Origin of the sequence: Brachyspira pulli (assembly GCF_036997785.1) — a bacterium.
Classification (GTDB): domain Bacteria; phylum Spirochaetota; class Brachyspiria; order Brachyspirales; family Brachyspiraceae; genus Brachyspira; species Brachyspira pulli.
In genome coordinates this window covers 1-24985 of sequence record NZ_JAWLQI010000012.1, presented here as the reverse complement: position 1 = coordinate 24985, position 24985 = coordinate 1, and the positions used below count along the sequence as shown (strand labels likewise).

The following is a 24985-nucleotide window of genomic DNA, read 5'->3' as shown; positions in this document are numbered from 1 at the left end:
ACTTCTATTGCAGTATTTTTTTACCTAATTTAAGAGTATAGGTATAAATAAATTAGTATTGTATTAGTTTAGTATATCATTTATAGAAGATACACATAAATCAACAGCCTTATCTATTTCTTCTTCATTTATTATCAAAGGCGGATTGAAATAAATAACATTTCCTAAAGGTCTTAATAAAAGTCCTCTTTGAAGTGCTTTCTTGTATATTTGATAACCCATTCTAAGTTTAGAGTCAAATCCTTTTTTTGTATTTTTATCAGTAACTAATTCCATAGCATTGATAAGACCTATATTTCTAATCTCTCCTATATTTGGGTGATCAAGTAATTTTTCTTTTAATTTATTATTTAAATATTTTGCTCTGACTTGTGCTTTATTTATGATATCATCTTCTCTTAAAATCTTTTGTACAGCCAAAGCAGCAGAACAGCCTAAAGGATTTCCGCTATAAGTGTGACTATGCATAAAAGCCTTGCCTTCATTGTAGTCAGCATAAAAGGCATTATATATTTTATCTGTAGTGATAGTTATTGCCATAGGCATGTATCCTCCTGTTAAGCCTTTTGAAATGCACATTATATCTGGTGTAATATTGGCATGATCGCATGCAAACATTTTTCCTGTACGTCCGAAATTGGTAGCTATCTCATCAACGATAAAAACTACATCGTACTTATTACAAATCTCTCTTAATTTTTTTAAGTATAACGGAGGATATATTCTCATTCCGGCACTTGCTTGAAGTAAAGGCTCTACTATAACGGCACAAATCTCATCAGAATATTTTTCAAACTTTTTTTCAGCATCTTCAAAACATTCGCATTGGCAAGTTTCTCTGTTTTTACAGTATTTACATCTATAACAATCAGGAGCTTCTATATGTATGGTGTCCATTAACATTGGTTTGTATATTTTTGCATATAAGTCCAAACTTCCAACGGATAATGCCCCAATAGTTTCACCATGATAACCGTCAGTAAAACATATGAATCTTGTTCTTTTTGTATTTCCTATTTGATGCTGATATTGAAATGCCATTTTTAATGCAGCTTCTACTGATGAAGAACCATTATCTGAGAAGTTGAATTTAGTTAATCCTTCAGGTATTATTTTTATAAGTTCTTCGCATAATTTAATAGCACCTTCATGAGAAAAGTTTGCAAATATAACATGCTCAAGTCTGTCAAGCTGTTCTTTGATATTGGCATTTATTTTTTCATTGCAATGACCAAGTAAATTGCACCACCAAGAACTTACAATATCAATATATTCTTTTCCGTTTTTATCATATAAATAAATTCCTTTTCCTCTGTCTATGATTATTGGAGGAAGTTCCTCATAATCTTTCATTTGAGAACAAGGGTGCCATATATATTTTAGATCTTTTTGTTCTAATGTCATAATAAGTTCCTTTTTTAATATACACGGGGGAGTAAAATAGGTCCCCCGCATATTCTTTTTGCAAATAGGGAGAGAAAGCAAAAAGAATTTAGAATCTATTAAAATAATTATTAAGAATAACAATTATTCAAAAAGCGAAATTAAATTATCTATTTTTAATATATTTTCTGTATTAACTATTCCAACTACTTTTATATCAGTCATTTCTTCTATCATTTGCTTATTATCTTCATGCATAACATTTGATATTTCAAATTTATTTAATATAACTCCATTGATTTTTAATTTTCTTTTCATCATATATTCTATTGTAAGTACTGTAGAATTGATTGTACCAAGTCCGGCATCTGCTATTATTACAGAAGGTATATCAAGTTCTTTTATGATATCTTCTAAAAATATTTTTTTATCTTTATCGTATCTTATAGGGCATATTATACCGCCGCTTCCTTCTACTATCATATAATCATGCCTTTTAGAAATATCTTTATATGCCTCTTTTATTACTTTCATTTCAACAGGATTTCCTTCTATTTGAGAAGCTAAATGAGGAGAATATGCATGCTTGTAAGTATAAGATACCATTTCATCATAAGAGTCTGTTAAATTAGCCTTCTCTTTAACATACCAAGCATCGCTGTCAGTTATTTCATTGCTTCCGCTTAAAGCTGCTTTATAATATCCTATATCCAATCCATCATCTTTTAATTGTTTTGCAATCAATGCTGATACATAAGTTTTACCTACATCAGTTCCAGTTCCAGTTATAAAAAGTGCTTTAGCCATAATATAATATCCTATAAAAAATAATTTTTTAATCTTCTGTTAATTGTACTTTGTATCCTAATTCTTCAGCTATTTGCTTATCTGTTTCTATAGAAATACCCATAGTTGTGAGCATATCGCCGGTAATAGCTGCATTTGCTCCGGATAAGAAACATGCTTTTCCTTTATCTTTTAAAAGTCCCCTTCCTCCAGCAAGTCTTATAAATGCTTTAGGATTAATAAATCTATATATAGCAACTATTCTTTGCATATCATTTTCAGTAAGAGGTGTAATATTTTCAAAAGGAGTATTGGCTATAGGATTTAACATGTTTACTGGTATAGACATTATACCAAGTTCTTTTAATTCAAATGCCATGTCTATTCTGTCTTCCCAAGTTTCCCCCATTCCCATTATACCGCCGCTACATACTGTTAATCCTGCTTTTTGTGCTGCTTTTATTGCATTTATTTTTTCATCATAAGTATGAGTTGTACAAACTTCAGGAAAGAAATTTCTTGATGCTTCTAAATTGTTATGAACTCTTTTAAGTCCTGCTTCTTTTAATTTTGAGAATTTTTCTTCATCAAGCAATCCTAATGAGGCACATACATATCCGTTTGTTTCTTGATTAATAGTTTCTATAGCATCATAAACTTTATCAATATCTTCTCCTTGTAATGCTCTGCCTGATGTTACTATAGAATATCTTAAAACACCTTTATCAAAATCATTTTTTCCCTGTTCTAATATTTTTTCTTTTGGGAGTATATTATACTTTTCACATTGTGTATCATAGTGAGCTGACTGAGCACAAAATTTACAGTTTTCTGAGCATTTTCCGCTTTTAGCATTTATTATAGAACACATATCAAATGTATTAGAACAAAAATATTTTCTTATACTGTTTGCCGCAACGGATAATTCTTCTAAGTCTACATTAACTAATTTCATTGCTTCTTTTTTTGTTATATTATATCCATTAATGATTTTTTCTCTTAATTCATTTAAATTTACTTCTTCTCTTATAATCTTTTCTATATTGCTCATATTTACCTCCCATATTTATGATAATTTATGATTTACGCTTCCAGATAATAGTCTTTCAATTTTCCCATCATTAAATTCTACTATCAAAGCAAAATTTCTATCTATATCCAAAACTTTTACTATATTTTCTTCTCCTTCTATATTTATAGAAACTTTTTCTCCTATCAAAAAAGAACGCTTTTTGTATTCATCATAGAAATTGATATTGTTAAAATAATATTCCCATAGATTTTCTAATATTTTTGATATTAATAAATTTCTTATATCTGATTTATTATTATTTTCTAAATGTATAGATGATGCTATATGTTCTATTTCTTTAGGGAATCCAGATTTAGGAAAATTAACATTGATTCCTATTCCTATAATGGCATAATCAATTTTTCCGTCCTCAAAGCTGAATGCACCTTCAGTTAATATTCCGCATACCTTCTTTTCATTTATAAATATATCATTAACCCATTTTATTTTTGTATTTGTATTGGTTATTTCTTCTATTGCTTTTGATACTGCCATTGCTGCTGCTGTTGTTATGAAAGAGTTATTAAAAGTCTTTTTTTCTTGCTTTAGATTTAAAATTATACTCATATATATACCAGTTCCATAAGGTGAAAAAAATGATTTTCCGTTTCTTCCGTATCCGCTTGTCTGTTCTTCAGCTAAAATTACAGTTCCGCTTTCAGCTCCATTTATTGCTAAACCTCTTGCTATAATATTGGTTGATTCTACAGTTTTGTATATTAAAAGATTAAATTTATCAGCATGTTTATGCATATTATTTTTTATTATTTTTGATGATAAAATATCTGTTTCTTTAGAAAGAGCATAGCCTTTATTGGATACAGCATAAATATCATATCCTTCATTTTTTAATGCTTTTATTGCCTTCCAAATTGCTGCTCTGCTTACATTTAATTGATTTGCTAATTTTTCACCTGATATAAATAGACCTTTATTTGATTCTAATATTGATATTATATTCTCTTTTATACTTCCTTTCATAAAATTATGATAACATAAAGAAAATTAATTGTCAACTTTAAATATTGTGTATGGTTTACAATTTGAGTACCTTTAATTGTATAAACTATATACATTGTATTTTGATTCTCTATTAAGTAGTATAATAGATATACAATGTATTAAATTTATTGTATTAAAATTGTACAGCTTAATTTGGTGATAATAGCTTTACATATAGAAAAATAGTTTAAGTGTATTATTAATAAACAATATTATAAAATTAATTGGCACAGTTCTTGCATATATATTGGTGTAGCGATGATAACTCAGAAAAAAGAGTTAAGATACATTAAATAGATAAAACGCTATATAAAAATGATAAATAATGAAAGTTAATATAAAAGGAGTTTTAATTATGACTAAAAGATTATTTTTACCTGCTTTACATTCTATGTTAGATGATTTTAGAACTTTTGATGATGCTTTTAATAGCTTATATAACAGCAATAATGAAGAAATGAGAAAATTATCTCATTACAATATAGAAGAAGATGATAAACATTATGTAATAGAAATGGATATGCCTGGAGTAAAAAAAGAAGATTTAGAAATAGGCATAAAAGAGAATGTTCTTTCTATATATGCTGAACGCAAAAGAGTAAATAAAAATAAAGTTGTTGATGCTCAAAATGCAGAAAATGCTGAAAAAGATAATGAAGTTGTAGTTTCAAGATATGAGCAAAGTTTTAATATTAGTACAAAAGGTATTGATGTTGAAAATATAGAAGCTAATTTGAGTAATGGTGTTCTCAAAATAACTCTTCCAAAGAAAGAAGAAGTTAAATATGAGAAAAAAATTAATATAGGTTAAGAGTCTGATATTTAATTAATGAACAAGTTAATTAAATGCGAGGTTTATGGAAAATTGTAAAAAACAAAATAATAAATAAAATAAAAAATTAAGGAGATTTTAATATGTCAAGAAGAATATTTGTACCAACTTTAAATTCACTTTTTTCAAATAGATATAACAATGTAGGAAATTACAATCATTTTAGAGATTATGAACCTAGAGTATCTGAATATAGAATAGAAGAAGATGAGAAACATTATATTATAGAAATGGATATGCCTGGAGTAAAAAAAGAAGATTTAGAAATAGGCATTAAAGAAAATATACTTTCTATTTCCGCTAAACGTAAAAAAACAGTTAAAGCAGAAAATGGAGAAGCAAAAGAAGAAGTTATTGCCAGATATGAACAAAGCTTTAATATCAGCACAAAAGGTATTGATGTTGAAAATATAGAAGCTAACTTAGTTAATGGTGTTTTAATAGTAACTCTTCCAAAGAAAGAAGAACTTAAATATGAAAAGAAAATAGAAATTAAAGGAGAATAATAAAAATATAGAGATACCTAAAAATTAAGACATTAAGAAATTAAAATACATTGTAACTTTAATTCATAAGATATAATCCATAATATAAAGGCTGTACGAAGTGTTATTACTTCATACAGCTTTTTTTATTATATTATTTTATTCCCATTTAGTCATATCCATTTGTTTAGTTACTTTGGCTACAACTGCAGTTCCGCATAAATCTCCTGATATATTTAAAGCGGTTCTTCCCATATCAAGCAATGAATCTATACCAACTATCATACCATAAGCAGCAGCTACATTAGTATTTGAGTTAATATCAAGTCCTATAGAATTTAATACCATTAGAAGCATTATAGATCCGGCACCCGGAACTCCAGCAGTACCAACGGCAGCCAATACAGATACTATAACTACTGTTAATTGAGAATCAAAGTTTAAAGGAGCATTGCTGGCATTGGCTATGAATATTGAACAGATGCCTAAATATATTGCAGTTCCATTCATATTGATAGTGGCACCTAAAGGCAAAGTAAAACTATAAATACCCTGATTAATTCCCATTTTTTCATCGGCTACTCTCATAGATATAGGCAATGTTCCGCCTGAAGAACGTGTTACGAATGCTGTAAATAAAGGTTCTGATATCTTATTCAAGAATTTTTTTGGGTTTATTCCAAATGCTAAATTTATTAAACTGTAAACTATTATTAATTGTATAGCAAAGGCAATATATATTGTATATGTAACTTTTAATAATGAACCTAAAGAACTAGGGCCGTTTTGAGCAAACACTGTGAATATCAATGCGAAAACCCCAATAGGAGCATAATACATTATCCAGCTTACGACTTTTATAATGATATTAGTACAGCCGTCAAAGAATCTATATACTATCTCAGCATTTTCTTTTGTCTTTTCATTGTCCCTGCAAAATGCCAATGATATACCGAAGAATATTGCGAAAAATATTGTAGGAAGTACATCTCCGTCGCCGTTAGCAAATGATGAGAATGGATTTGTAGGTATAGTGGCAAGAAGAGTATCTACAAAGCTAGGTTTTACGAATTCTTTTGTTGTTGCTAAAGTAAGGTCTAAATCCAATCCTAAACCGGGTTTAAATATGTTTCCTACAACTAAACCGAATACAGATGAAATTATTGAAGTGCCTATATAAAATACTAATATTATAATTCCAACTATTCCTAAATCTTTAGGAGATATGCTTGAAACACCGCTTATTAAAGTGAATATAATTACCGGCATTACTATCATTTTTAATAGTCTTATAAATATTTTACCGACTGGATCTGATATGGCTATAAGTTTTGCGGTTGTGGCTTCCGATGCTGCTGATGAAACTATCATTCCGAGTATAGCACCAAGTATTAAACTTGCTAATATAAAGAGCAGCAATTTACTTTTAGCATTTTTTAGCTTACTCATTAATAAAAATTCCTTTGATAATTATTTTTTATATTATGGTATTAAATGTTAAAAAATCAATATGGTATAAAATTATATTACATACTAATGTAAAGAATATATATTTTCTTTACTTAATTTATTTGTTATGAATTTAAAAATTAATTTACAAGCGTATACCTGAAAATTATATATGTATACGCTTTTTTGATTATTATAGTTTTTTATAATTTATTTTCTTTTATAAACTTATAAAAATAAATTATACCAATTAATGCCGGAAGAATAGGGGAGATTGACATAGAAATATATATGCCTAAAAATCCTATAATGCTTTCTAAAACTTTTGATAATACAACTTTAAAAATTATAGAATCTATAAAAGAGTTAATAAAAGTTATATATGATTTTTGAATGCCTATAAGAAAACTGTCAAGCATATACATCAAAGCATAAATAGCTCCGTTAAATGAAGCACAAACTCTCAAATAATATATTATATCATTTATTACCTTCTCTTCTCCGCTATAGAATATACTTATAATATTTCTAGCAAATACATGAATAAATAAAATAACAATCATTGTTGAAGTTATATCAAATACTATAGAAAATTTAACATTTTTCTTTATTTCTGTATAATTATTCTCGCCTATATTTTTTGAAACTAATATGCTTAATGCTTCACCTATAGACCAAGAAATCATACCTATGAAAGTGTTAATTTTTAATCCTATAGTAAATCCTGCTATAACATCATATTTATTCATCATTATATTTACTAAAAAATATGATATGTTTATTATAAACATTTGAAATATGCATGGAAAAGATACTTGTATTAATTCTTTTATTATCTTCATATCGATTTTAAAAGTTATATTATCTTTTATAAAATATAATGATAATAAGAAACTTATAATCTGCGATATAACAGTTGCTGAGGCTGCTCCTTTTACAGATAATTTTAATATATAAACAAATATAAAGTCTAATACTATATTAACTAAAGAAGCTATAATTATAAAGAATAATGAAATCTTTTCTTTACCGCTTGATTTTATAACTGATGATATTGAACTATATAAGAATGTAAATATTACGCCAAAGAAAATTATTTTAATATAATCATAAGCATAATTAAAAGATTCTTTAGGTATATTCATAAATAATAATATTTGTTTTGAAAATATTATTCCAAATACAAAAATTATTATAGAAGAAACGAATGATAGAAATAATAAACTTCCTATACTTTGTTTATATTTTATTATATCTTTAGAGCCTCTGTATTTTGATATTATAACAGAGCCTCCTATTGATAAGCCTAAATGTATTGAAGTTATAATAAACATTATAGAAGCACAGTTTCCTAATGCTATAACTCCATTATCTCCTACTGAATGTGAAATAAATATTATATCTGCAATACTATATAAATATTGAAGTATATTTGAAATGAATAAAATAAATGAAAATTTTATTAAATACATGAAACTTTCCTTGAAATTTAAACTAAAAATTAAACCTATAAAAAATATATTTTATAGACCGCAATGAACTGCAGCATACTGAAAAATTTTTAGTATGCTCCAAACAATTAGATATTGCCGGAGCTTAATTCAATAACAAGTTTCATAAATCAAATCATAATTTATTTTTATTAATTGTCAATATAAAAAAAGGATAGCTTATTGCTACCCTTTAAGAAAAAATTTTATTCAAAAATATATATATGATAGTTTTACCAAATCATCAAAGTTGAACCCCAAGTGAATCCTCCTCCAAATCCAGTAAGGAGAACTAAATCACCGTCATTTATTTTATGATCCTCTAAAGCATCTGTCAAAGCCAAACCTATACTAGCAGAAGAACAGTTTCCAAATTTATTTAATACAACGCTTACTTTTTCCATAGGAAGTCCTATTCTTTTAGCAACTGCCTGCATGATTCTTAAATTAGCTTGGTGAGGTACAAAATATTTAACATCGCTTAATTGTTTTCCTGTGCTTTCTAAAACTTTATCTATACTATTTGAAAATTCTGTTACTGCTCTTTTGAAAGTTTCAGAACCAGCCATATGTATTTTAAACTCTGGTGCTTCCAAATCATCAGCTCTTATAGGGCAAACACTTCCGCCGTTAAGTACAATACTCATATCTGGCTCGCTTTGCATATGCATTCCTATTATACCTTTTCCATCATCTCTTGTAGTGATTAATGAAGCTGTAGCAGCATCTCCAAAAAGAATAGCTGTTCCTCTATCTTTCCAGTTTACATCTTTAGTTAATTTCTCACATGAAACTATAAGAACATTATTGCATTGACCGCTTTCTATTAAAGCTGTAGCTGTATTTAATGAATATATATATCCGGAACAAGCAGCTGACAAATCCAAAGCAAAACAATGTTTAAGACCTAATGCCATTTGTATTTGTCCTGCCATAGAAGGGAATATATAATCTTTTGTTACTGTAGGTACTAAAATAGCATCTACTTCTTTTAAATCAACGCCTTTTTTTTCTAAGTTTTTAACTGCATTTAATCCCATTTCAAATATGGTTTCATCTTCTCTTGCCATATGTCTTGTTTTTATTCCTGTACGTGTTGTGATCCATTCGTCGTTTGTATCCAATATGCTTTCAAAATATTTGTTGTCTAATATTTTTTCTGGTACGTAATATGCTATGTTCTTAATGTATGCTCTTTTCATATGATTCTCCATTAAATGTAGTTAAGTATAGAATTTTCATTTTAATAGTTTAGTAAAAAATAGTAAAAAATCTATAGTTAATAGTAACTATTTTGTTGAAAATGGTACTATTAACTATAACTATATTATGATAATTTTATATTTTTATTGAATTTTAATAAAAAATGACAATATTTTTACATTAAAAAATAAAATTTTATTTACATATCCCGCCCTTTATACTTAATGAATAATTTTTGATATTTTTATACCTATATTCTTAAATAACTTAATTAGAAATTACAGTACCCGCCCAAGTTTGAATTAATTTAAAAATGCTTTTCCCGCACGGTGAACTAAATTAACAATATAATAAAATCTTAATTACAAACTAATCTATATTTTTTGCTTTATTCTGCGTGCGGTAAGTGCACAACAAATTTAAACAAATCTTGGGTGGGCAGCTAAAATAACAGTTTAGATTTATAAGGAAAAATAATACAGAAATATCAGAAAATAGTTTAAAGCCTATAGGGTGGGGTGTGTAAATATTTTTTTAGCTTATTTTAAATTTCCCGCCCTCTATCCTTATTGATATAATTCAATATTATTATTTTTTATTTCTTTTATGTGTAAATAGAATTGTTAACACCCGCCCAAGTTTAAATTAAATTTAGAGTGTATATTAACCGCACGTAGAGCGAAGCTAAAAATATAGATTTATTTGAATTAAAATTTTTATTATATAAAAAATTTGATTTACCGTGCGTTGAAAAAAGTTTTTAATATAAAATAAAAAAATAATGAACCTAATAAATAAGCCCATTGTTTTTTGTTATTTTAAGTATTAATTTTTATTCTTCAAATAATAAATATATGTTGCTTGAATTGTATTGAGCGTTTTCTGAATATATAGTCCAATCTGTAAGTCTTTCTATACTATGCATCCCTCTTTCGCCTTCATGCATACCTAAATCTTTATAAGGCTCATTTATTAAAGTAGCATCAAAATAACCGTCATTAGTAAAGCCATGAACATCAAACCATAAATGCTCTAAATCATTAGGATTTTCTTCTGTTTCTCCATAGCCTAATTTTACTAAGAAAGAAGTATTTTTATCGCCTTTGTTTTTATCTAATAATTCAAGGAAATGTTCGAGTTTTTCAAAAGCAGCCTCTCTCATAAGTGAAGTTTCAAAATAACTCATCATAAACATAGGATTATCAGTTAATTCTTTTTTATAATAATCTATAGAATGATAATTTCCTTCATTGTCTACAGCAACTAATATTCCAGAAGGAGTATTATGTACGCCGTCATTTCTGTCTTTAGCACTTCCTGTGATATCATTAGCAATATTAAGCTGCTTTAAACCTTCTTCCCAAGGAAGCCAGCAAACATAAACATTATAAGCAGGATTGAATTTAAATCCTGGTTCAGGAACCCCTCTTTCTATAAACATTTTAGCACAAGTATTTAATAATTGACCATAAGGAACATTAGGATCTTCAACACCAACTATTTCAAGTTCTATAGAACCAACTCTGTAAAGTCCATGAGTATGGAACCAATATTCTACTTTGTTAGGGTCTTTGTCATCATCATAAACGGCATGTATAGTATATAAATAATCCAAAGAAGGAGGCAAAGCGAATGTAGATGTATATGAAAGCCAATCACCAGAATGAGCAGTATAACAAGCCATATCTAAAAATATAGAACATTCAGGTACTAAACTGTCTAATAATTGTAATTGTCTTTGATAGTCTGTAAGAGGGTGATTATCAAAAGTTGTTGATACATGTACTGCATACTTACATTGACAAGCCTCTTTATAATCTTCTTCTCTTACTGTGTTTACAGAGAATATTTCAGGAACATTTTCTGTAACAGTAGAATCATCTACAAAAGCTATATGGAAACTAAGTTCATCATTATTTTGTTCTTCTTCGTTATGAGAGTGTCCGCAACCGCATCCATGTTCCTCATCATGTGAATGCCCGCCACAGCAGCCATGCTCCTCATCATGAGAATGACCACAACCACAATCATGTTCTTCATCATGTGAGTGTCCGCCGCCGCAACAGCCGTCATGTCCGCATCCGCAATCATGATCTTCTTCTTCCATAACCATAGGCAAATATTGCAATTTTACTGATAATTCCCATATTGATTTATCTCTTATAAAATTAGATTTATCTATTTCATTAAATTCCATAACCATATATTCATCAGATTCTGAAAGTATATCTCTAACTTCATCAATAGTCATGTTATGATCATATTCTTTTGAAAATACAGCAGCCATCCAAGATTCTAATTTTTGCTCGCCGCTTGAGAATATATTATATAGTTTTTCGTTATAATTCATTATTTATTACCTCATAATGTTAAATTAATATTATCCATAAATAGTGTTTTTTAGTATAGTATAATCTGTATTTTTTTTCAACATATTTTATTATAAATTATTAAAAAATGTATCTAATATCTTTTTTTCTTTTTTCCATTCAGGCATATAAAGGCTTACTATATTATGAAATCTTTTACTATGATTAGCCTCTATTAAATGTGCTAGTTCATGAATTACTATATATTCCACAGCACTTTGAGGATATTTCATAAGCTCCGAATTAAATGTAATATGCTTTTTTATAACATCACATGAGCCCCATTTACTTTTAAGTTTTTTTACTGTGAAACTGTTAATCTCTAAATTCATTATACTGCAGTATTTTTTTAAAAGTGTGTCAAATAATTTTAAAGCCTCTTTTTTATACCATATATCAAGTAAATTATGCTTTCTCCTTATATCGCTGTTTTTAAATTTTTCTTTTTCCTTTATATTAATGTACATATACATCATTTTTCCGTCTAATATAATATTTTCTTCTCTGCTTTTTACTACTTTTAATAAATATCTTCTTCCTAAATAATAAATTTCATCTCCGCTAACTAATTCTTTTTTGCTTATATCATAAATGCTTTTCTTCTTGATGTCTTCTTTCTTTTCTTCTATCCAATCTTTTCTTTTTTCTATAAGTTCATATATGTATTTTTTAGTAACTCTTTTTGGGGCAGTTACATATATATTCAAATCTGGCTTCACTCTTATGTATATATTTTTTATTCTTTTGTATTCTATAATTATTTCATTCATAGCTATATTATATACTAAAAATTTTTAACTTTGTCAATTTTTTTACCACCTTACACCATACTTAAATGTAATAACTTCGGTCACCCCAAAGTACTTATTTGCTCGCAAAAGAGTTGTGTCATTGTTGTAGTTTCATTAAATTTCTAATTGTATTTCAGGTTCTATTTCAAGTTTATTAATTACAGGAGTATATATATCTATTTTATTACCTTCTGCATCTATTTCTGGTGTACTTATTGAAACTATTAATGAATATCTTGTTTTTTCTTCGTACTTTTCTAAATGTTTTCTTTCTTTCCACCAGCCACCAACTGGAAATACTGCTATTTTATCACAAGTTGCCAAATCAGCAGCCGTACCTCTCCAAATATCGCTGTGAATAGAACCTTTAGTTCTTGCATATTTTCCTATTACCCAATTATTATTATATAAATTAGAATTACTACTTTCCTCATCTTCTTCATCATTTTGATAGAGTTTATTGATTCTACTTAAAAATTCTTTTTCTTTCTCTAATGGTTTATTTATTTCAAATCTAAGTCCGTAAGAAGAATATCTAAAATGATAATCCCAACCTACTTCACCAGGTGATGGTTCTATAAAATACGATAATGTAACTCTCATTTCAACTTCCAAACTACCTAAATTTAATAAAATATCTTTTGGCCAAGGTAAGTCATATAAATCCATTTCATTTAATTTAGTTTCGCTATTTTCTTTTTTAAAAGGCTTTATCTCAGATTGACTTATTAATGTAAGATAATTTTCCATTGTGTTAATGGCTTTATAAAAATTTGGTACTCCATAACCGCATATTCTAAGTAAAGATTTATAATGTTCTTTTTTTCTATGGTTGAAATATGGAAATAAATGTTTTATCATTTCATCAGGCCAATATGCACAATGAATCATTAAAGCCCTTATTGTTTCAGGCCATGCATTAGGATATGAAGATTGTATTTGAGCTGCAAACCATGCTGCTTTTGCCGTGGCGGCACTTGTTGCATTGATTGTTGTCAAATAATTTTGATCATTAGATGTTGTTAATGTGGATAATTCTTCTACCAATGTAGGAAAACCAGTATTATCTATTGCTGTATTTCCACCTTCCATTAATATATCTGGTTTAATACCCCATTTATCATTAAATCCGCAAGATGTTTTTGTATATGGAGATATACAATTTTTATTAGCTATGATTTTATATGATTTATATTCTTTATCTGATAAATTATATTTTTCTGTATATGCTCCTACTGTGATAGCATTAAAAGATTGAGATGGATCTTCTACAATTTGTTCTTTATTAATTTCTGGATAATTTTTATGATATTTCTCTTCTATATTCCCAGTTGGTAGAAATATTATTCTTTTTTTATTAATATCATCACCATAGCATAATTTATCAATAGCAGCAGACCAAGAAGTAACTTTACCATTATTAGTGCTATCTTCAGAAGTTACAGCCATACAAATTATATGTTTATATTTCTTATTTAATATTTCTGAATTATAAACTAATCTTTCAGTTACACTTCCCCATAATTCTTTGTAGATTTTTGTTTTTGGCAGTATTTTACCTGATGAAATACGGTGATTAATCTTAATAGTTTTTTTATTGTCAATATAATTTTCTAAATCATTATATAATACCACTCCTGCCATTTCTGTTCCATGTCCCTCAAAATCTGTTAAATCTAATCCTTTTTCAAATGAATAACTGTTAGATATAAATTTACTTATTAATGGATTATTTTTATCAATACCAGTATCAAAAATATCTACAATAACATCTGTGCCTTTATTAAATTCTGTTCTTTTTTGTAAATCTCTTATAATTTCTTCTTTAAAATCTTTGTTTGTTTCATTAATAAGGAATGGTATAATATCGTTATATTTTTTGAATTTAGATATATTACTGCAATTTTTTAATAAATTTAAAATATCTTCTTTATTCGCCTCAACTAAAAAAATAATTTTTTCAGGAAATATCAGAGCATTTTTATTAACGTTTATATCCAAGCCATTACATATATTTATAAAATCTTTTATTGTGTCATTTGAGTTATTATTAATGTAATTAATCCAAGCTTCATAAAATTTTTTTTCTATTGAAGGTATATATTCAATTTCTTTACTATCCCAGAAAGACTCTAATACTGCATTATAAATATTTTCTATGCTTTCAATTAAAGCTTTATGTTTTGGATTCATTTTACCAGTTTTATAATTTATCTTATTTTCATTTATATATTCATCTACTTTTTTTAAAAAGATTTTTTCTGCTCCTTTAGGAATAGAGATTACACCCCTTTTTATTATTTTATCATTTTTTATAATTGTATCTGTATTTATTAATGTTATATTACCTCTTTTATCTAATAAACTAGTTATTACAATATCGCAATCTTCAGCACTTTCAAATACAATTCTTCTTACATTATCAGTATCAAATTCACTAGAATTATTTATTGCATATTCAAATTGTTTTTTTATTCTTTTACCATGTTCTTTTCTATTTCTAGGTTTCAGATTTAAGTTTCCATATCCTTTTCTAGAAAAATCTATCGCATCTTTTTTATTAATAAAAATATGTTTGTAAGCTGCCATTATTGTTTATCCTTAAACTTGTAAGAGTTTTTTCTTTCCTCTATCATTTTTATTAAACTTGATTGTGTTATAGTGTTTCTATCATTTAAAATAGCTTCTTTTATTGCATTATCACATGCATATACTATTTCAGCATGACTTAATTTTTTAGTTTTTTCCAATATTTTTGTAAATGATAATTTTGCAGGTTTAAAATCTCCAAGTCTATAGTTAATAAGTAATTTTATTTCTTCATTACTTGGCAATGAATAATAAATAATATCATCAAATCTTCTATACAATGCCTGGTCTAAAATTTTTGGATTATTAGTTGCTGCTATTATTATACTATTTGATTTATCTTGTTCTATAAATTGTAAAAAAGAATTCAATACTCTTCTTATCTCTCCAATATCATTACTTAAATTTCTTTCAGCACCTATTGCATCAAATTCATCAAATAAATAAACTGCTCTCCTGTCATATAATAAATCAAAAATTTTTCTCAATTTGGCACTAGTTTCACCAAAGTATTTTGTTATTATTTTATCTATCATTACAATATGTAGAGGTAAAGATAATTCTCCAGCTATAACAGAAGCTGTTAAAGTTTTTCCTACTCCAGGCTGTCCAGATAATAATAATTTTCTTCTATTATCTAAACCATATTTTTTTATTTTTGATTGCAATTTATATTCATCAATAATTCTATTTAATTTTAATTTAATATTATCATTTACTATAAGATTATTCATTTTGTAATCTGATTTTTGTACAATAACTAAATCTGAAAAATCATTTACATTAGCAATAATTTTTATATTATTTTCTTTTTGTTTTTTATCAATTAATTTTTTTATATCATTTGCAATTTTTTCATGACCACTTTTAGCTTCATAAGCAGCTATTTGTAATGCAGTAGTATAAAAACCATCAGGATCATTATCATAATGGTATTTTATTAAAGTTTTTATTTGTTCATAAGTAGCCATTTTTATTGCCTCTTTAAGTATTAAATATATAGTCAATTATATTTAAATACTTTAAAAAATCAATTGATATCACTAATCAAGTTTAATATGCACAATACCATATAACCTTTTTTATGAAATATATTAATATTATCTATGTTGTATTTTTACTCATAATTTCCTCCTAAAAAAATAAATTTCCAATATGGATAGATTAAAAAAATAATTCTTGTAAACTATTATATGAAATATATTTACATTCCAGTTTGGTAATATTTGTTACCTATATTACATATTATAGTAAAATATCTATTTAAAGTCAAATTTAAATATTAAATTATGGGATTTTTGTTAAAAAATGTATACTATAATTCTTTTGTTAAACATTTTAATAAAAAAATCTTTAATTACTTTTTTGTATAAAATCTGCTTTAGTTATAAAAGTCTGTTTGTTATATGTAAATCTCTTTCAATATTTTTTGCCATATTATTTTTGTTATGTAAATATCATAAGGTTTATTAATATCTTACATTTCTTTCATATATTATAATTTATAAAAATAGAAGTGTATAAATTGTTTAATAGATAAATATGGTTTTATGAAAAAATGGTTAAAAAAATCAGCGGACACTCACATGCCCGCTATTAAGGTAAATTATGAAGAAAAAAATTTATAAAATTAGATACAAATCAATTCTGTTTACATTATAAATATATAAAACTTTTAAAAAAAGTGTAAAAAAATTTTTTTTTATAGAAAATTTTATTAAAAAAAATAATTAAAAAAAATAAATGTAGAATATTGATTAAAATGATAAAAAAATGTACACTCTATCTAACTATTAAGATTATGTAATTTTTTCGTAAATATTTTTTTAATCAATAATTTTAAAATATTAAGAATCGGGATTGGAGTTATAGTATGAAAAAAATAGATAGTTTATCTTTTAAGATACCTGTTGTAATATCTTTAATTTCTTTAGTTATTATAATTATTATATTAACTATTTCTAATACTATTGCTAGTAAAGGATTAAGCAAAAGCAGACTTCAGGGATTTCAAAATACAGCAAAAAGCTATGCTAAACTTTTTGATGCTATTTTGATAGACCAAATATCATTAGCAAAAACTTATTCTGTGGCACCTGCTGTAATGAATTCTTTATTAAATAGAAATGAAGCTACAGAAAATGATGTTTTACAAGCTTTAGCGTTATTTAATGGGGCAAATGAATATTCAATAAATATAGCTGTAATTGATTTAAATGGTGATATTATAGCAGATGCTTTGGGTAATTCTATAGGTGATAATATAGCTGAAACAAGACCTAATTTTTGGACTAAATTAGAATCAAATGGCTTTGAATATACTTATGATGAAGAAATAATCAATTCTAAAGATACAGGCAATAAATCATTAGTTTTAGGCGGTTCTATAAAAAGTTTAAATGGAGATTTATTGGGAGCCATTCTTGTTGTTGTGGATTGGAAACTTATACATGATAATTATTTTACAGATATAGATCTTGGAAAGACAGGAAGAATATTAGCTATAGATTCCAATTTAATAGATATAATGGATAATATTTATGAGCAAATAGGTTCTAGTGTGGTTCCGGATTATAAAACAGTATTTGATAATAATTTATCTGAAGGTATTTTATCGTATGTTTATATGGATAAAAAAAGAACAGGTTCTTATTGCAGAATGAAGTCTATGAATTGGATAGTTGCTATGACTATGTTTGATAGTGAGATATATGAAAATAATAGAATAGTAATAGTTATAAGTTCTATTGTTGGAGTAATAGCAGTTATTTTATTCTCAATATCAGTATATCTATTTATAAAAAGACTTATGGGTCATATAAATAGTATAATAAAAGAAGCTAAAGAAATAGAAATTGGTAATTTAACTTATGTATCCAATGAACATAAAAGAAAAGATGAACTTGGAATCTTATTTAATTCATTCAGTAATATGCGTAAAAAACTTACAGAAATCATTACTCAAGTAAATTCTTCCTCTCAAAAGATCAGCAGTGCGGCTCAGGAATTGGCTAATGGAAATGCTGATTTATCAAGAAGAACAGAAGCTCAGGCAGCAAGTCTTGAAGAAACAGCAAGTTCTATGGAAGAGATGGCTTCAACAATAAAATCTTCAACTTCTCACTCTGTTGAAGGAAATAATATGATGAAAGAATCTATGGAATCTATTAGAAATGCAGGAGCTATTATCGTTGAAACAACAAACAGCATAGAAGAAGTAAATGAAGATAGTGAAAAAATAAAGAATATTACAAAAGTTATAGAAGATATTGCCTTCCAAACTAATATATTGGCTTTGAATGCAGCAGTTGAGGCAGCACGTGCTGGTGAACAAGGTAAAGGTTTTGCGGTTGTAGCTAGTGAAGTTAGAAATTTGGCACAAAACTCACAAACTTCAGCTAAAGACATAACTAATTTGATTAATATTATTTATGAAAAAATTAGTAAATCAGCAGAAAAAGCAAAAGAATCTCAGCAAATATTTGAAGATTTGGAAAAGAAATTGGAAGAAACTTCAAATATAATGCGTGATATTAGTGAAACAGCTATAGAACAGCAAGCAGGTGTTGATCAGGTAAATATAGCAGTTTCGCAAATGGACACTGTAACACAGCAGAATGCTGCTTTAGTAGAGCAATCTACAGCAGCAGCTGATTCTCTTTTGAATGAGGCTAGAGAGCTTGAAGAAGCTATGAGATTCTTTAGATTGAAATAAATTTGATTTTTGTATATAAATATTAAAAACGTCTGGTAATTTTTTATCAGGCGTTTTTTATATAATATCTATATCCAGAATCTTTTATAACATTTTCAATATCTTGATCGCTTAATTCTTCTTTCATAAGTATAATTAATTCTTCCTTATCAAAATTAACTTTAGCATATACATTTCCAAGTTTATTAAAATTATTTTCTATCTTTTTGGCACAATTACTGCAAGTCATTCCGCCTATTTGTAATATTCTTTTGTATGGATAATGATTTTTATTTTTATCAGCTACTTTTACTTTTGATATGTTTTCATTTCCTCTAGTACCGCAGCAGCTTCCAGATTGTATTTTCTTTATATAGCTTATTACAAAGATGATTGATATTAATATTATGATAGATATTATAATTATAGCTTCCATTAATAAATTTTCCTTTAATTTTTTGAATTTTATCGGTAAAAAGTTTTATTATTCTAACAAAAATAGTGTATATAGTCAATTTATTTGTAAGAAAAAATTCAATTTTAAGGTTTAATATTCCGTATTTTAATGGTAGTATATTTTATATAAGGAATTATAAAATGAATAGATATGCATTATTAATTTCATTTTTAGCAGTATTTTTGGCTTCAAATATCTTGTATTCACAGGAAGAAGCTGGTACTAATGATATATTCAAAAGCAGATTATTTTTTTCAGAAAGAGATAAATTAACTTCAAAAATGAATCTATATACATCTTGGAAATACACTTATAAATATTTAAGGGATAATAGTTTTAGATTCTATAAAAGAAACGGAAGAACTATGACATTGCAGTTTAGATATAAGTATCCAAGTGCAATATCAATAACAAATGGCATGCCTATAACATTTTCATTTAATGACGGAAGCAGTATTGAGCTTACTAATATACAAAAAGTTATTTATAATCCTTATTTAATGGGAAGATTCAAATATTATGATGTAGAAGTTAGATATAAATTCAATGATGATGCAGAGTTTGACGGTTTTGCTAATGCTGCAATAACAAATATAAGATTCAATTTTATTAATGAGTTTGGAGAAGAAGCTTATGATGATATATCAATATCTTCTCTCACTACAAGCAATTGGCAGAGTATATTTACAGCCTTTAGAGATGGTGTTCAGAAGCTAGAGGAATTAAACAGCGGCTACGCTACAAATGATATGAATTAAAATAAAAGCCAGCCTAGCTCAGTTGGCAGAGCAACGCATTCGTAATGCGTGGGTCGTGGGTTCGATCCCCATGGCTGGCTCAGATAAAATATTTTTAAATTATTTTGTTAAAAAATATTGGCATATCTATAATAAAGTTATAGCAGTATAAAAAGCGTAAAAATAAGATTATATTAATTTACAAGCCATTAAATCCTGTTCTATAGAATTACTTAAGAACTCTACAAATACATCATATAGAATAGGGTCTAATTTAACATGCTTTTCTATAAAATCTTCTCTCATAATGTTAAGAGCTTCTTCTGGAGTGAATGTTTTTCCGCCCCTATATTTACGTGCTGGGTCAATTAAAGCATCGTAAACGTCTATTATTTCAAGCATTTTAGCAGGGAAATAAGCAAAAGCCTCACATTCATCTATAGTCTTAGCATCATAAGTCATGATTCTTTTTATTTGGAAACTAGGGTGTTTTGCCAATTTTAATTTGTATAAATGATCATAAGGGCCATAACCTAAACCATAATATTCATGGTGTAAAGCTACAGTCAATATAACTTCAAGAGGATATTCTGAAGTTTGACTTACTAAAGCATAGCTGTTAAATAAGTGTTTTTTTATTCTTTCATAATCTCTGCCGTTAGCACCTTCAAAATAATCCAAATCTTTAACTTTACCTATATCATGGAGCAAAGCACCAACAGAATAAAGATTCATTTCTCTGTCTTCTATGATTTTAATACCTTTATCAATACAGTCTTCAACAGTAGCTAAGTTTTTGCATATATTATCTTTGCTGAATACTGCTTCAACTTGTTCATAGAATTTTTTATATTTATTAGTATATGAAGTTCTTATTTTATGTACTAAATGTCTTCTGTTTATGAGGTTATTATAAAATGCCATGAAATTGACATAAGAAATAAATACCCTGTTAGAGTGAGACATTACACCGCCGTCAGAATAGTTTCTAAGTTCATCAAATACTTTTTGAGTTTCAGTATTTTTTGAAAGCATATCAACTATAGTTGTAACTAGGTTAGTAGTAGTTTCTGTTATTTCTTGGTTTTCTATTTTAGCTTGTTCTTGAGTAATTTCTTCACCTTTAATTTTTTGTATACTCTCAAACATTGTTACTTTAGCGATAAGACCTACATCATTACCAACATTAACGATTTGCTGAGCTGTATTTTTATTGATACCTTGTTCTTCATCAACTACAATTTGTTTAAGCTCTTTATTGTATGTTTCTATTGTGCTTACTTTTTCTCTGTAAGTCATTTTAGAAATTTCAGAAATTCTTTTACCCATTTCTTTTTCAGATTCTTTAGGAGTTCTGAAAACATAAGGAGCAGCAGCTTGATTGCTTGATGTAGATGAATCAGTTTGAGTTATTGATTTGAACTCATCAATGAATACTGCAAAATTTTTAGGAATATATAGTTTTAGGTTATTATATTTTTCATTGTCTATAATAAGACTTAATTGTTCAGTTGGAAATGCTATAAGATTTTTTTCTTTATCAACTCTAAATAGAGGTATATTATGTGAAATTAATTGATCTTTAATATTTTTTAGATCTTTTACCGTTAAAATATCGTATTTACTTATTAAATCATTACTCATTATCCGATTTTCCTAAAACAAAATATATTGGCTGACTATATTATATAATATATTAAAAAAAAATAAACAATAAAAGACTATTTTTTTATAGATACACCATGGCAGGGTCTATTAAATTTGCCGGCAATGAGGTTTCCATTTTTATCCATATATTCATTCCAATATGGAAAAGTTCGGCATTGTTCCGGTTTAGCCTCATGTATTATACATTTATTACTTTCATCTAAGAAAGTACAGCCTTTTTCTCCACTAACTTGAATATAATATCCATACCCTTCATCGTATTCTAAATATTTGTTAATAAATACTATAGGCGATATATTTAAAAAATTAGATGCTTTTTTTATATCATCATCAGTAAAAAAAACATAACCTGGTTCTTTACAACATATACCGCATCCAGTGCAGGAAAATTCTAAAATAGCATTTTTATTTTTAGCGAATCTTTTCATAATTTTTTTATTATAGCTGATTTATTTTAGGAGTGATAATTATTATTTTATAATTGAATTTGCTTGAGATTTGATTGTATTTGCTAGGTCTTGTTTACCCATTCTTGAATATATGTCTGATACCTTTATATAATCATTATACAATGCTCTTTTTTCAGCATCACTCATATTCTCAACTTTTTTTTTTCCTCCATTAGGCAATTTTATATTCACATTAAAAACTATACTGTCAGGATTTTTTATTATTTGTTCATTAAGTACGAATATAGTGGGCCATCTCCTTGAATCACCCAGTTCCGTGACGGCTATAGAGGAGAGAGTATCTTTCCATTGAGTTTTATAAGTACCTGTATTATAAGTTAAGGTACTATTATTGTTTTGTGCCGTATTATTAGCTGCTGCATTAGTATTTGCTGCAGGCGGATTAGGCGGAGGAGTAGGTGGTGTTGGAGGAGTTATCTCAGGCTCTTTTGGCGGAGTAGGAGCATTATTTGTCTGAGGTCTAGTTGCTGTATTGTTAGTGCTAGGTCTTACCGCAGTATTATTAGTTTGAGGTCTAGCTGTATTAGTATTTACTGCAGTATTATTTGTGTTAGGTCTAGTATTATTAGTTTGCGGTCTAATAGTATTAGTATTTACTGCATTTGTCTGAGGTCTAGTTGTATTAGTATTAGGTCTAATAGCATTAGTATTTGCGGTATTAGTATTAGGTCTAGTATTATTAGTTTGCGGTTTAATAGCATTAGTATTAACTACAGCATTATTAGTACTAGGTCTAATATTAGTTTGCGGTTTAGCAGTATTTGTATTAACATTATTAGTGTTAGGTCTAGTGTTATTAGTTTGTGGTCTAACAGCATTAGTATTAACCGCATTAGTGTTTTGTATATCTATTGCATTATTAGTATTATTAATAGTTTCATTAGTTACAATATCATAGAAACCGTCATCTTCTATAGTGTTATTTCTTCCAGAGAAGAATTGTACTCCCAAGAAAGATAATCCAAGTATTATTATGATGATGCCAACTATAGCAACAATTTTATTTGATTTTTTATTTTCTTCGATAGAGTGGCTAGGAACTACATAAGGTTCAGCTGGCTTTTTCTCTATTTCAGGAAGAGCTGAAGTTTTTAATTCTTCTTCAGTTTCTATAATTTTTATATCTTTATCTTTTAATTCTTGTAATTTTTCGTTATCTGTTTCTTCCTGACTATTTTCAGCATAACTTTCTATTGAATCATTTTCATTTATTGTATGAGCTTTTTCTATAGCGTTATCAATTTCTTGCTGTTCATATTTAGATTTTTGAACATCTTCATCGTTTAACGGTATAATAACTTGTCTTTTGAAAATATCGCTTTTACTGTAAGTTGCTTTTTCAGTTACTTTTATTTCTTCTTTAGCTGCAGTTTCTTCTTGTTTTTCTTCGGAGTCTTCATCAGATGAAACATTTTCGGTTGTTTCTTCTTTCTCAGTTTCTTGTACAGAAGTTTCCTCTTCTTTTTTCTCCTCAACAACTTCTTCTTGTTTTTCTTCAATTTCCTCTTTAGCTTCTGTAGACTCTGTTTCTTCTTCTTGATTTTCTTCAGCTTTTTCTTTTGCTTCTTCCTCTTTTCTGCGGAATCTTTCAAATGAGAATATTGAAGAACTATAAGTACTGCTATGAGTTACAGCAGATTCTGTTTTTTCTTCAACTTTTTCTTCTTCAATTTCAGTTTTCTCAGCTTCTTTTAATTCTTCTTCTGCAGAAGTTGTTTCTTCAGATACTTCTGAAATAGTTTCTTTGTTTTCAATATTTTCAGAAGTTTCATCTTTTTTATCTAATAAATCATGTATATCATGTTTTTCTGATTCAATTTTTTCGTCATTTTCTTTATCTTTTAATGAATGAGCAGCTAATACGCTTGCCACTATAGGGCTTGATACGCTTGATTCTTTTGTTGTATTTGTAGTATCTGTGCTTTCTATAGGCTCATCATCTACTACTGCAAGACGTTTTTTTACAGTAACAGGTCTTGACACATTTTTTGATTTAGCTTTTATAGCCTCTTTTAATAGAGTGATTGATTCTCTTTCTGTTTTATTTTCTGTATTTTCAGTTTTTATAGAATCTAATTTTCTAACAGGAGTAGAAGTTTTTAATACAATTTTTCTGTCAGCACCTTTTCTTTCTGCTGTAGCTTCTTTGATAAGCTCTTTTAAATCTTTCTTTTCCTCTTTTTTTTCTTCTTCCCTTTTTGTTATAGATAAACTTTCTAAGGGTTTTATTTCAGGTTTATTTTCTTTTACCTCTTTAACCTCTTTTTTATCTTGTAAAAAATCTATGGCTTTCTTTTCTTCTTTAGGCTTATTTTCAATTTCTTTAATTATGTTTTCTTTTGTGCTTTCTTTAGATGCATTTTCTTTAACTGCACTGCTGATTATGTTATTATTTGCTGTATCATCTTTTTTAGCTGCAGTTTTTCTAACTGTAGTTTTTTTAACAGTTTCTTTTGCTTCAGTATCGTCTTTTTTAGCTGCAGTTTTCTTAGTTGTAGTTTTTTTTGC

General features: G+C 27.2%; 19 protein-coding genes and 1 tRNA gene. 5 read left to right on the top strand and 15 right to left on the bottom strand.

Annotation, left to right across the window (positions count from 1 at the left end):
• Window positions 1-63: 63 nt before the first annotated feature.
• The 4 genes from bioA to R4K56_RS04310 form a co-directional block, all read right to left on the bottom strand.
• Window positions 64-1404: an adenosylmethionine--8-amino-7-oxononanoate transaminase gene (bioA, locus tag R4K56_RS04325; RefSeq protein WP_335771703.1), complete on the bottom strand. Its 1341-nt coding sequence runs from the start codon at window positions 1402-1404 to the stop codon at window positions 64-66.
• 123 nt (window positions 1405-1527) lie between these two features.
• Window positions 1528-2190: a dethiobiotin synthase gene (gene bioD, locus R4K56_RS04320; RefSeq protein WP_335768968.1), complete on the bottom strand. Its 663-nt coding sequence runs from the start codon at window positions 2188-2190 to the stop codon at window positions 1528-1530.
• 28 nt (window positions 2191-2218) lie between these two features.
• Window positions 2219-3220, bottom strand: a complete 1002-nt coding sequence (gene bioB, locus R4K56_RS04315; RefSeq protein WP_335771702.1) for a biotin synthase BioB — start codon at window positions 3218-3220, stop codon at window positions 2219-2221.
• Between the two features lie 15 nt (window positions 3221-3235).
• A complete protein-coding gene (locus R4K56_RS04310; RefSeq protein WP_335771701.1) occupies window positions 3236-4222 on the bottom strand; it encodes a biotin--[acetyl-CoA-carboxylase] ligase in 987 nt (328 codons plus the stop codon).
• 376 nt (window positions 4223-4598) lie between these two features.
• Here R4K56_RS04310 and R4K56_RS04305 point away from each other — a divergent pair, with 376 nt between their 5' ends.
• The gene (locus R4K56_RS04305; protein WP_335771700.1) at window positions 4599-5054 is read left to right on the top strand and encodes an Hsp20/alpha crystallin family protein; all 456 of its coding nucleotides are present in this window, start codon (window positions 4599-4601) and stop codon (window positions 5052-5054) included.
• Between the two features lie 104 nt (window positions 5055-5158).
• Window positions 5159-5581: an Hsp20/alpha crystallin family protein gene (locus R4K56_RS04300; RefSeq protein ID WP_335759321.1), complete on the top strand. Its 423-nt coding sequence runs from the start codon at window positions 5159-5161 to the stop codon at window positions 5579-5581.
• Between the two features lie 138 nt (window positions 5582-5719).
• On the opposite strand, the gene R4K56_RS04295 is transcribed toward R4K56_RS04300, so the two are convergent.
• The 7 genes from R4K56_RS04295 to R4K56_RS04265 all read right to left on the bottom strand — a co-directional run bounded on the left by R4K56_RS04295 (window position 5720) and on the right by R4K56_RS04265 (window position 16422).
• Entirely contained in the window at window positions 5720-7009 is a 1290-nt protein-coding gene (locus R4K56_RS04295; protein ID WP_335771699.1) for a dicarboxylate/amino acid:cation symporter, read from the bottom strand.
• Between the two features lie 203 nt (window positions 7010-7212).
• Entirely contained in the window at window positions 7213-8481 is a 1269-nt protein-coding gene (locus R4K56_RS04290; RefSeq protein WP_335771698.1) for an MATE family efflux transporter, read from the bottom strand.
• Between the two features lie 251 nt (window positions 8482-8732).
• On the bottom strand, window positions 8733-9701 hold the full coding sequence (locus tag R4K56_RS04285; RefSeq protein ID WP_335758182.1) for a beta-ketoacyl-ACP synthase III: 969 nt from the start codon (window positions 9699-9701) through the stop codon (window positions 8733-8735).
• A gap of 833 nt (window positions 9702-10534) precedes the next feature.
• Window positions 10535-12052 carry a DUF4026 domain-containing protein gene (locus R4K56_RS04280; protein WP_335771697.1) on the bottom strand — a complete coding sequence of 506 codons (1518 nt, stop codon included), beginning with the start codon at window positions 12050-12052 and terminating at the stop codon, window positions 10535-10537.
• A gap of 90 nt (window positions 12053-12142) precedes the next feature.
• Entirely contained in the window at window positions 12143-12841 is a 699-nt protein-coding gene (locus tag R4K56_RS04275) for a M48 family metallopeptidase (RefSeq protein WP_335771696.1), read from the bottom strand.
• A 135-nt stretch (window positions 12842-12976) separates the two neighbouring features.
• Window positions 12977-15451: a S8 family peptidase gene (locus R4K56_RS04270; protein ID WP_335771695.1), complete on the bottom strand. Its 2475-nt coding sequence runs from the start codon at window positions 15449-15451 to the stop codon at window positions 12977-12979.
• Window positions 15451-16422, bottom strand: a complete 972-nt coding sequence (locus R4K56_RS04265; RefSeq protein ID WP_335771694.1) for an AAA family ATPase — start codon at window positions 16420-16422, stop codon at window positions 15451-15453. The genes R4K56_RS04270 and R4K56_RS04265 overlap by 1 nt, the downstream gene beginning before the upstream one ends.
• 902 nt (window positions 16423-17324) lie before the next feature.
• Between R4K56_RS04265 and R4K56_RS04260 the strand changes: the two genes are divergently transcribed.
• Window positions 17325-19166, top strand: coding sequence for a methyl-accepting chemotaxis protein (locus R4K56_RS04260; RefSeq protein WP_335771693.1), 1842 nt, complete (start codon window positions 17325-17327; stop codon window positions 19164-19166).
• Between the two features lie 46 nt (window positions 19167-19212).
• Here the strand turns inward: R4K56_RS04260 and R4K56_RS04255 are convergent, their stop codons facing one another.
• Window positions 19213-19581, bottom strand: a complete 369-nt coding sequence (locus tag R4K56_RS04255; RefSeq protein ID WP_335771692.1) for a heavy-metal-associated domain-containing protein — start codon at window positions 19579-19581, stop codon at window positions 19213-19215.
• Between the two features lie 161 nt (window positions 19582-19742).
• Between R4K56_RS04255 and R4K56_RS04250 the strand changes: the two genes are divergently transcribed.
• Window positions 19743-20360 (top strand): hypothetical protein, encoded by a 618-nt coding sequence (locus tag R4K56_RS04250; protein ID WP_335758174.1) that lies wholly within the window; start codon window positions 19743-19745, stop codon window positions 20358-20360.
• Between the two features lie 7 nt (window positions 20361-20367).
• Window positions 20368-20440: transfer RNA gene (locus R4K56_RS04245), tRNA-Thr, on the top strand.
• 88 nt (window positions 20441-20528) lie between these two features.
• Here R4K56_RS04245 and R4K56_RS04240 read toward each other — a convergent pair.
• The 3 genes from R4K56_RS04240 to R4K56_RS04230 all read right to left on the bottom strand — a co-directional run.
• The gene (locus tag R4K56_RS04240; RefSeq protein ID WP_335771691.1) at window positions 20529-21983 is read right to left on the bottom strand and encodes an HD-GYP domain-containing protein; all 1455 of its coding nucleotides are present in this window, start codon (window positions 21981-21983) and stop codon (window positions 20529-20531) included.
• A gap of 77 nt (window positions 21984-22060) precedes the next feature.
• Complete coding sequence (locus R4K56_RS04235) at window positions 22061-22435, bottom strand: YkgJ family cysteine cluster protein (RefSeq protein WP_335771690.1); 375 nt, start codon at window positions 22433-22435, stop codon at window positions 22061-22063.
• 42 nt (window positions 22436-22477) lie between these two features.
• Window positions 22478-24985: LysM peptidoglycan-binding domain-containing protein (locus tag R4K56_RS04230; RefSeq protein ID WP_335786885.1), on the bottom strand; the 2508-nt coding region annotated here is incomplete at its 5' end.